General features: G+C 69.2%; 9 protein-coding genes and 1 pseudogene. 4 read left to right on the top strand and 6 right to left on the bottom strand.

Annotated elements, in window-relative coordinates:
• Positions 1 to 46: 46 nt before the first annotated feature.
• Together GQ56_RS0124360 and GQ56_RS0124365 are read right to left on the bottom strand one after the other, a co-directional pair.
• Positions 47 to 1,672 carry a phospholipase D family protein gene (locus GQ56_RS0124360; protein WP_031401126.1) on the bottom strand — a complete coding sequence of 542 codons (1,626 nt, stop codon included), beginning with the start codon at positions 1,670 to 1,672 and terminating at the stop codon, positions 47 to 49.
• 243 nt (positions 1,673 to 1,915) lie between these two features.
• Positions 1,916 to 2,632, bottom strand: coding sequence for a FadR/GntR family transcriptional regulator (locus tag GQ56_RS0124365; RefSeq protein WP_031401127.1), 717 nt, complete (start codon positions 2,630 to 2,632; stop codon positions 1,916 to 1,918).
• A 128-nt stretch (positions 2,633 to 2,760) separates the two neighbouring features.
• Between GQ56_RS0124365 and GQ56_RS0124370 the strand changes: the two genes are divergently transcribed.
• Genes GQ56_RS0124370 through GQ56_RS0124385 form a run of 4 tightly spaced genes read left to right on the top strand, consistent with a single transcriptional unit; the run spans position 2,761 to position 7,494 of the window.
• On the top strand, positions 2,761 to 3,552 hold the full coding sequence (locus GQ56_RS0124370; protein ID WP_031401128.1) for a (Fe-S)-binding protein: 792 nt from the start codon (positions 2,761 to 2,763) through the stop codon (positions 3,550 to 3,552).
• A complete protein-coding gene (locus GQ56_RS0124375; protein WP_031401129.1) occupies positions 3,549 to 4,289 on the top strand; it encodes a LutC/YkgG family protein in 741 nt (246 codons plus the stop codon). Before GQ56_RS0124370 ends, GQ56_RS0124375 begins: the two co-directional genes overlap by 4 nt.
• The gene (locus GQ56_RS0124380; protein WP_031401130.1) at positions 4,286 to 5,731 is read left to right on the top strand and encodes a LutB/LldF family L-lactate oxidation iron-sulfur protein; all 1,446 of its coding nucleotides are present in this window, start codon (positions 4,286 to 4,288) and stop codon (positions 5,729 to 5,731) included. The genes GQ56_RS0124375 and GQ56_RS0124380 overlap by 4 nt, the downstream gene beginning before the upstream one ends.
• A 56-nt stretch (positions 5,732 to 5,787) precedes the next feature.
• Positions 5,788 to 7,494, top strand: a complete 1,707-nt coding sequence (locus GQ56_RS0124385) for a lactate permease LctP family transporter (RefSeq protein WP_031401131.1) — start codon at positions 5,788 to 5,790, stop codon at positions 7,492 to 7,494.
• 103 nt (positions 7,495 to 7,597) lie between these two features.
• Here the strand turns inward: GQ56_RS0124385 and loiP are convergent, their stop codons facing one another.
• From loiP to GQ56_RS41810, 4 genes and pseudogenes are all read right to left on the bottom strand, one after another.
• Complete coding sequence (gene loiP / locus GQ56_RS0124390) at positions 7,598 to 8,359, bottom strand: metalloprotease LoiP (RefSeq protein WP_031401132.1); 762 nt, start codon at positions 8,357 to 8,359, stop codon at positions 7,598 to 7,600.
• A 284-nt stretch (positions 8,360 to 8,643) separates the two neighbouring features.
• Positions 8,644 to 8,826, bottom strand: coding sequence for a hypothetical protein (locus GQ56_RS0124395; RefSeq protein WP_031401133.1), 183 nt, complete (start codon positions 8,824 to 8,826; stop codon positions 8,644 to 8,646).
• A 108-nt stretch (positions 8,827 to 8,934) separates the two neighbouring features.
• The gene (gene phbB, locus GQ56_RS0124400) at positions 8,935 to 9,678 is read right to left on the bottom strand and encodes an acetoacetyl-CoA reductase (protein ID WP_031401134.1); all 744 of its coding nucleotides are present in this window, start codon (positions 9,676 to 9,678) and stop codon (positions 8,935 to 8,937) included.
• Between the two features lie 204 nt (positions 9,679 to 9,882).
• A pseudogene (locus GQ56_RS41810) lies at positions 9,883 to 10,038 on the bottom strand (acetyl-CoA C-acetyltransferase); the annotation flags it as partial.

Consider the following 10,038-nt stretch of genomic DNA (forward strand, 5'->3'; position numbering starts at 1 on the left):
CCCTCCGCACCGGACACGCGGGTTTAGCCGGAGCGCGTTCGCTCCCTCAAAGCTGGTCGTCGACCGGCAGCAGCATGAAGACGCCGGTCATCAGGTTGCGCAGCAGTCCCGCGTGCGGATCGACGTGATAGGTAGCGGGCCGGCCGTCGTCGACGCCCGTCCACTCGAGTTCGGGCGCGCCGCCGCCCGCCGGCGCCGCGAGGCTGACGCGATAGCTTTCGTCCGGCTGCGTCGCACGCGCGAAGATCGTCGCGGCCTGCTGCGCGAGCGCCGGGCTGTGGATCACGAGCGCCAGTTCGGTGTTCAGGTGCGCGGACCGCGGATCGAGATTCAGCGAGCCGATCACGAGGATCTTCCGGTCGATCACGTACGCCTTTGCGTGCAGGCTGGCCCGCGAGCGCGATCCGAACAGACGCGGGCGCTGGCGGCCCGGCTGCGCCTTGAACTCGTACAGCTCGACGCCGCGCCGCAGCAACGGCACGCGGTACGGCCCGTAGCCGGCCTGCACGGCGACCGCGTCGGTCGCGGCGAGCGAATTGGTCAGGATCGCGACGCGCACGCCGCGCGCGGCCGCGTCGCCGAGGGTCTTCACGCCCGCATCGTGCGGCACGAAATACGGCGAGAAGGCAAGAAACTCCTGCTGCGCGCCGCGCGTCAGCTCGACGAGCCGCTGCATCGGCGGGCTCACGTACGCGTCGGTCGGCTGCGCGACCTTGTCGGGCGCATCGACCCTGAACTCGGCCGGCGCCCACACGAGCGCCAGCGCGTCGTGCGCGATCTGCTGCGCGAGCGGCGTCGCGTTCAGCGGCTTCGCGTTGTACGGATCGGCGTTCTTGCGCCAGTGCTCGCGCAGTTCGTCGCGCATCGCATCGAGATCCTTCGGATCGAACGACTGGTGATTCAGCTCGCGCAGCGGATAGCTGCTCGCACTCGACCAGTACGCGTCGAAGCTCGCCGAGATGTCGTACGTCACCGGGCCCGCGGCAAGCACGTCGAGATCGCGGAACTGCCGCGTCGGGCTCGCGCTGAAATACTCGTCGCCGAGATTGCGGCCGCCGACGATCGCGATCTGGTTGTCCGCGATCATCGCCTTGTTGTGCATCCGGCGTGTGAAGCTGTCGATGCGCGTGAAGAAGTGGGCCGTGCGCTCGACCATGCCTTTTTGCGACGCGCCGAACGGATTGAACACGCGGATCTCGATGTTAGGGTGCGTGTTCAGCGCGGCCATGACGCGATCGATGTCGCGGAAGTTCAGGTCGTCGACCAGCATCCGCACGCGCACGCCGCGATCGGCGGCGTAGAGCGCCGCGGCAAGCAGCAGCTTGCCCGTCGTGTCCTCGGTCGCGATGTAGTACTGCATGTCGAGCGTTTTCGTCGCAGCGCGCGCGAGTGCGATGCGCATCTGCAACGCCTCGGCGCCGTCGGGCAGCAGCCGGAAACCCGACTGGCCCGGGTGTGCTGCCTCGGGCGCGGCGAGCGCATCGCGCAGCGGCGTCGCGGTATCGGGCGGCAACGCGTGCGACACCGGGCGATCGAGCGAGGTGGCGGGCGGATGTGTCGCGCACGCGGCGGCGAGCGACAGCAGCACGCCGGCGGCCAGCGCGCGGGCCGCGCGACGGGCGGCGCCCCACGACAGCGCGGCCGGCGCGCGCCGGATCAGAGACGTGAGCACGGAAACTTCCTCGACTGGCGGAACACAGGGCCCGCGTGTGCTGCGGCGCGCGGCTGGCGCACGATTCCGGCCGATTCTAGTGGGCGCCCGACGCGCCGGTCAATCGCACGGGCCGCGCAGCCGGCCGACACCGCGCCCGAGATCGGCCCGCCCACGACCGCCTTCCACGCACCGCCCCCCAGCCGCGCCGCAAGCGCCCGCCGGACGGGCCGCGCACCGAAGTGGTCCGACCAATCTCAGGGCTCAGGGTTCGTCGCCGCTGCGCTCGAAATAGCTGCGCACGTAGTCGATATGCGTCTGCATCGCGGTGCGCGCCTCTTCGGGCCGTTGCGCGCAGATGGCCTCGCACACCACCCGGTGCTGCAGCAACAGCAGCTCGGACGCCTGCTCGTCCTGCGTCGTCATCCCCGCGACGTTGATCGAGATGTGCTCGCGCAGCATCCCGATCACGCTCGTGTGCAGGTGCAGGAACATCGTGTTGTGCGACGCGAGCGCGATCGCCTCGTGCAGCTTCGCGTCGGTCGCGGCTTCCACGGCGGCGGCGCCGTTCGCGTGCGCGGTTTCGAGCTCGCGCAGCAGCGCGCGGATCCGGCGCCGGTCGTTCGCGTCGGCGCGCAGCGCGGCGAAATACGCGGTCGCCCCCTCGAGCACGCGCCGGAATTCGAGGATGTCGTCGCGCAGCGCCGGGTGATCGGCCACCAGCTGGCCCCACGGCGACGCGATGCCCGCGCGCAACTGGTCCGTCACGTACACGCCCGCGCCGCGCCGGCTCTGCAGCAACCCGCGCGCGACGAGCCGCTGGGTCGCCTCGCGCACCGTGTTGCGGGCGACGCCGTACTGCTGCGCGAGGACGCGCTCGGCCGGCAGCCGCGCGCCGGCCGGCCAGGTGCCGTCGAGCAGCGCCGTCTCGATCCTGCGCATCACCACTTCGGTCCGGCCCCGTGCCGTCATCGCTGCCATCGTCGTCTCCGCTGCCGAATCCCTGCCGCGCCAATTGGCCCAACCAATTTGAGCTACGGCGCCGTCGCGGGAATTATGCAGCGAAATCGTCGCCCCGCAAGCCGGGGCCGTCGCCTCTGGAGCGAGACATGAACGAAAGGCAGTACCCCACCGCCCTCCCCGCGCACGTCTATCTGTTCGCGACCTGCCTGGTCGACCTGTTCGTCCCCGAAGCCGGGCTCGACGCGGTCCGCCTGCTGGAACGCGAAGGCCTGACCGTCCACTATCCGCGCGGCCAGAGCTGCTGCGGCCAGCCGGCCTACAGCAGCGGCAACCCCGACGAAGCGCGCCGCGTCGCGGCCGCGCAGCTCGACCTGTTCGCCGACGCATGGCCCGTGATCGTACCGTCCGGCTCGTGCGCGGGCATGATCCGGCACCATTGGCCGGCGCTGTTCGCCGACGATCCCGTCAACGGCCCGAAGGCCCGCGCGATCGCGGCGCGTACCTACGAACTCGCCGAATTCCTCGTCCACGTGCTCGACGTGCAACTCGACGCGGCAACCGGGCCCGACGAGCGCGTCGTGTTGCACACGTCGTGCGCGGCGCGGCGCGAGATGGGCACGCGCGGGCACGGCGTCGCGCTCGTCGATGCGCTGCCGGGCGTCACGCGCATCGAGCACGAACGCGAATCCGAATGCTGCGGCTTCGGCGGGACGTTCTCGCTGAAACACCCCGACATCTCCGGCGCGATGGTGCGCGACAAGGTCGCGTCGGCCTGCGCGACGGGGTGCGACCGGCTCGTGTCCGCCGATTGCGGCTGCCTGCTCAACATCGGCCACGCGGCCGAGAAAGCCGGCGCGCCGCTGCCGGTCGAGCATCTCGCCAGTTTCCTGTGGCGGCGCACGGCCGGCGCCGCGTCGTTGCGCGGAGACAAGCAATGAGCGCACGCGCCGCGATTCTCGCGCGCCTGCGCGCAGCCGCCCCGGGCGTCGCGGCGACGGCCGCCGCCGCGCTCGACGGTCGCATCGATACCCACTACGACAGGCGCCGCGCGCCGGCCCAGCCCGATCCGCAGGCGCTCGTCCAGGCGATGCAGGCCGCGCTCACCGCGTCGCACGCGGAGGTCTGGTGCGCGAGCGCCGACACATGGCCCGCGCAGCTCGCGGCACGTCTGGCCGACGCCGGCGTGCACCGCCTGCTGCTCGACCCGGCCCGCACCGAATCCGCCGCGCTCGCCCGCGCGCTGCCCGGCACGGTCGCACCCGTTCCGTTCGACCGCCCGATCGAAGCGTGGAAGACCGAACTGTTCGACACGATCGATGCGGGCTTCACCGTCGCCCGCTCGGGCATCGCGGCCACCGGCACCCTCGTGCTCGCGCCCGACGCCGGCACGCCGCGCACCGTGTCGCTGGTGCCGCCGCTGCACGTCGCGCTCGTTCACGCGAACACGCTGCATGCCGACCTGCACGCGGCCGCGCACGCGGAGCGCTGGCATGCCGGCATGCCGACCAACCTCGTGCTGGTGTCGGGACCGTCGAAGACATCCGACATCCAGCAGACGCTCGCCTATGGCGCACACGGCCCGCGCCGCCTGTGGGTCGTGATCGTCACCGGTCCGGCTGCCGATATGGCGGCCACCCACCCGGCCGCCACTGCCTGCGAGGATCTGCCGCGATGAACGATCACACACTGCAATTCGTCGCCCCCGGCGACTTCAAGGCCCGCGCGCGCGCCGCGCTCGACGATCCCGCGCTGCGCCGCAGTTTTCGCGGCGCGATGGACTTCCTGCAGGGCAAGCGCGCGACGCAGTTCCCCGACGACGCCGAGTTGCAGCAACTGCGCGATCTCGGCGAAGCCGTGCGGCAGCACGCGCTCGCGCAATTGCCGACGCTGCTCGAGCGGCTGGAGACAAAGCTCACCGAAGCCGGCGTGCACGTGCACTGGGCCGAGACGGCCGGCGACGCCAACGCGATCGTGCTCGGCATCGCGCAGGCGAAGAAGGCGCGCCGCGTGATCAAGGGCAAGTCGATGGCGAGCGAGGAAATCGAGCTGAACCATGCCCTCGCGGAGCATGGCGTCGACTGCATCGAGTCCGACATGGGCGAATTCATCGTGCAGCTCGCGGGCGAGAAGCCTTCGCACATCGTGATGCCGGCGATCCACAAGACGCGCGGCGACATCGCCGAGCTGTTCGAGGAACACATCCCCGGAACGCGCTATACGGAAGACGTCGACGAGCTGATCCAGACCGGCCGGCGCGCACTGCGCCGCGCATTCGCCGAAGCCGAGATCGGCCTTTCGGGCGTGAACTTCGCGGCGGCCGACACGGGCACGCTGTGGCTCGTGGAGAACGAGGGCAACGGCCGCCTGTCGACGACGGTGCCCGACACGCACGTCGCGATCATGGGTATCGAAAAGGTCGTCGAGAAGCTCGAGCACATCGTGCCGCTGTCGAGCCTGCTGACACGCTCCGCCACCGGCCAGGCGATCACGACCTACTTCAACCTGATCACGGGGCCGCGCCGCGACGGCGAACGCGACGGCCCGCGCGAACTGCATCTCGTGCTGCTCGACAACGGCCGCACGCAGGCGTACGCGGACGAGCAGCTGCGCGCGACGCTGCAGTGCATCCGCTGCGGCGCGTGCATGAACCACTGCCCCGTCTACACGCGCATCGGCGGCCACGCGTACGGAACGACCTACCCGGGACCGATCGGCAAGATCATCTCGCCGCACCTGCTCGGCCTCGATGCGACGGCCGACCTGCCGACCGCGTCGACGCTGTGCGGCGCATGCGGCGAGGTGTGCCCGGTACGGATCCCGATCCCACAACTGCTCGTGCGGCTGCGCACCGAGGCGAACCGCAAGCCCGACGAACCCGTCGCGCATCCGCTGCGCGGCCAGGGCGCGAACTACAACCGCGCGGAAGACCTCGTGTGGCGCTTCTGGTCGGGTGCGTTCGCGCATCCGCGCGCGTACCGCGCGTTCCGCTGGACCGCGACGCGCCTGCGCGCGCTGACGCCCGCGAAACAGATGGGCTGGACGCAACACCGCACGCCGCTCGAACCGGCGCCGCGCAGCCTGTCCGACCTGCTGCGCGCACGCGGCCAGCCCGAATAGCACCCGCTTTACCGACCGTACCCATAGAAATACAGACACAGATGGAGGAGACACCCATGCAGGTTTGGCATCAGATCTACACGCCGCTCGGCAGCCTCGGACTGTCGGCGCTCGTCGCCGCGATCCCGATCATCTTCTTTTTCGTCGCGCTCGCCGTCCTGCGGATGAAGGGCCATGTCGCGGCCGCGATCACGCTGCTGCTGTCGCTCGGCGTCGCGATCCTCGCGTACGGGATGCCCGTGCGGCAGGCGCTCGCGGCCGCCGGCTTCGGCTTCGCGTACGGCCTGTGGCCGATCGCGTGGATCATCGTCGCGGCCGTGTTCCTGTACAAGATCGTCGTGAAGACCGGCCAGTTCGACATCATCCGCGCGTCCGTGCTGTCGATCACCGACGACCAGCGCCTGCAGATGCTGCTGATCGGCTTCTCGTTCGGCGCGTTTCTAGAAGGCGCGGCCGGCTTCGGCGCGCCCGTCGCGATCACGGCCGCGCTGCTCGTCGGCCTCGGTTTCAAGCCGCTGCACGCGGCCGGGCTGTGCCTGATCGCGAACACCGCGCCGGTCGCGTTCGGCGCGATGGGCATCCCGATCATCGTCGCCGGACAGGTGACGGGCATCGATCCGTTCCACATCGGCGCGATGGCCGGCCGCCAGTTGCCGCTGCTGTCGCTCGCGGTGCCGTTCTGGCTCGTGTTCATGATGGACGGGCTGCGCGGCGTGCGCCAGACGTGGCCGGCCGCGCTCGTGGCGGGCGGCAGCTTCGCACTCACCCAGTACTTCACGTCGAACCATATCGGGCCCGAGCTGCCGGACATCACGTCGTCGCTCGTCAGCCTCGTCGCGCTCGCCGCCTTCCTGAAAGTCTGGCAGCCGCGCACCGCCGCGCGGACGGCCGGCGGCATCGTCGCGACGGGCGGCGGCGCGGCGCTGGCCGGATTCAGCGGCGGGAGCCACGGCTACGGCGCGCACCGGAGCCGCCAGGCGTCTCCGTACACGCTCGCGCAAACCGTGCGCGCATGGTCGCCGTTCCTGATCCTGACGGCCGTCGTCACCCTGTGGAGCATCGCGCCGTTCAAGGCGCTGTTCGCCGCGCACGGCGCGCTCGCATCGACCGTGCTGAAGTTCCATGTGGCGGGGCTCGACCAGCTCGTCGTGAAGACCGCGCCGATCGCCGCGACGCCGAAGGCGCTCGACGCCGTGCTGAAGATCGATCTCCTGTCGGCCGTGGGCAGCGCAATCCTCGTGACCGCGCTGATCTCGATGGCGCTGCTGCGGATGAAGCCGCGCGACGCGCTCGTTACGTTCGGCGAGACCCTGAAGGAGCTGACGCGCCCGATCCTGTCGATCGGCCTCGTGCTCGCGTTCGCATTCGTCGCGAACTATTCGGGGATGTCGTCGACGCTCGCGCTGATGCTGGCCGCGACCGGCGCCGCGTTTCCGTTCTTCTCGCCGTTCCTCGGCTGGCTCGGCGTGTTCCTGACCGGCTCGGACACGTCGTCGAATGCGCTCTTCTGCTCATTGCAGCAGGCCACGGCCCACCAGCTCGGCATACCCGAGACGCTCGCGGTCGCCGCGAACACGACGGGCGGCGTGACCGCGAAGATGATCTCGCCGCAGTCGATCGCGGTTGCCTGCGCGGCGACGGGCCTCGTCGGCAAGGAATCGGAGCTGTTCCGCTTCACGGTGCGGCACAGCCTGCTGTTCGCGGTCGTCGTCGGAGCGATCACGCTGGTGCAGGCGTATTTGCTGCCGGGAATGGTGCCGTAAAGCGGCGCACCGGCCGGAAAAACAAAACCCCGCGCCTTTTGCCGACGCGGGGTTTTTCTTTTCGGGTACCGATCGCGGCGCCGGCCGGCGGTCGGCCGCGCGATCAGCTGCCCTTCGCGATGCGATCCTCGATGTGCTGCGCACGGCTCGCCGACGACGGGTGCGAGCTCATCATCGAGCTCTGGCCGCCGTCGAGCTTCGCGAGCTTCTGGAATGCGGTGACGAGGCCTTTCTGGTTCATGCCCTTCTGCTTCATCAGGTCGAACGAGTAGTCGTCGGCCGCGCTTTCCTGCGTCTGCGAGAACTGCGCGTTGATGAACTTCTCGGTGATGTCGCCGAGTTGCGAGCTCGTCAGCGCCGCCACGCCCGGCGATGCCGCGCCGGCCGCGGTACGCGCCGCGCTGACCGCGTAGGCCGTCTGCATCGCCTTCTTCGAGTGCCCCAGCGCCACGTGGCCCATTTCATGGCCGATCACGCCGCGCAGCTCGTCGTCGTTCATCATGTCCATCAGGCCGCTGTACACGCGCACGCAGCCGTTGCCCATCGCCCACGCGTTGACGTCCTTGGTCATGTAGACCTTGTAGTTGATCGTCTGGCCGTTCAGCGTCATGTCGCCGAAGCCCTTCATCACCTTCGTCAGGCGCTTCGAATACGCGCTGTTCGCCGGCGCGATCTTCGATTCGGCGTCGCTGGCCTTGCACGAGTCGTTCGACAGCGCGGCGATGTCGGCATCCGACAGCGTCGCCGCCTTGTACAGGCTCGTCCCTGCCGACGTCAGGCTGTTTGCGTCAAGGCTCTGCACCCCGCCGCATGCGCTCAGCAGAAACGCCATGCCACATGCGGCCGCCGCTTTCTTGAATTGCATTCCGGATCCCTCGATAGTTGTATTTAGGAGCGGCGATTTTGCATAATCCGGCAGAAAATTACCAGATGTTTACATCGCATGACACCTTCATTACACATCGATGTGATACGAGATAACGGAAGAAAGCGGAATTAACAACTGAAGCCCCATCAATTGCGGCAGAGCGCGCCCGCCGATCGGAACGGCAAGCAGGTGGGACGCTCAAGCCGGCGTCGCGCTGCGCTGCGGCGATCGCGTGTCGTCATGCAGCGGGGGAACGCCTCACGGCCGCGATGGCCTGGCCGTCAACGCACACCCCGCACGCGCGCGAAACGCTTGCCGTATGCGACGAGCCAGCAATCGCGATGATCGAAGTCCCGCAGCAGCCGCGCGCGGCGCCGTTCGAGCCAGTAGAGCGAGATCGCCGTCGTCAGCGCAACGGCCAGTGCCGCGCCGCCGATCGCGAGCCCTATCCAGGTGTCGCCCATGCCTTCTCCGGATTGCGAGACCGCGGCGGTGCGCCCGCGCCGCCGCGGCACTGAAACCAGCGGTACGCGGCCCGTCGTGCGCGCGAGCGCCTTCCGGGCCACCGCGCGTCAGTGCATATGCTGACCGCCGTTGATCGCGATGTTGGAGCCCGTCACGAATCCGGCCTCCTCCGAGCACAGATAGGCGACGAGCGCCGCGACTTCCTCGGGCTTGCCGAGCCGGCCCGCAGGAATCTGCGGGAGGATCTTCGTGTCGAGAATGTCCTGCGGGATCGCCGTGACCATCTTCGTCGCGAGGTAGCCCGGCGATACCGTGTTCACCGTCACGCCCTTGCGCGCGATCTCGAGCGCGAGCGACTTCGTGAAGCCGTGCATGCCGGCCTTCGCGGCCGCGTAGTTGGTCTGGCCGACCGATCCCTTCGAGCCGTTCACCGACGAGATGTTGACGATACGGCCCCAGCCGCGCTCGACCATGCCTTCACAGACCGGCTTCGTCATGTTGAACACGGAATCGAGGTTCGTGCGGATCACCGCGTCCCAGTTGACCTTGTCGAGCTTGCGCAGCGTCATGTCGCGCGTGATGCCCGCGTTGTTCACGAGAATGTCGATCGGGCCGACGTCCCGCACGATCTTCTCGACGCATTGCTGGCACGAATCGTGATCGGCCACGTCCACCGGGTACGCATGGAACTCGCGGCCGGCCGCGTGCATCTCGGTCAGCCAGCGATCGGCGCCGGTGTTGTTCGGCGAATACGTGACGACTACCCGGTAGCCCGCGTCGTTCAACCTGATGCTGACCGCTTCGCCGAGGCCGCCCATTCCACCGGTCACAACTGCAATTCGCTTAGTCATCCTGTTTATTACCGACAAAAAAGTAATCGATGAATGCGGGGCGGCGGCGTCGCACATGCTGCCGCCCCACCGCTTCGATGCGCAGCCGCCCGCGTCGCGGGCGCGGCACGCACCGGAACTTCGCGCCTGTTGTTGGTTGCTTGTCGTGCGCGAAAACCGCTTCGCCCGCCGGTGGCGCCGGCAAGCCGGGGCGGTCGAACCCCGTCAGACGCGCTCGACCGCGAGCGCGACCCCCATCCCGCCGCCGATGCACAGCGACGCCAGCCCGCGCTTCGCATCGCGTCTGACCATCTCGTGCAGCAGCGTCACCAGGATCCGGCAGCCCGACGCGCCGATCGGGTGACCGATCGCGATCGCCCC

Origin of the sequence: Burkholderia paludis (assembly GCF_000732615.1) — a bacterium.
GTDB classification, from domain to species: domain Bacteria; phylum Pseudomonadota; class Gammaproteobacteria; order Burkholderiales; family Burkholderiaceae; genus Burkholderia; species Burkholderia paludis.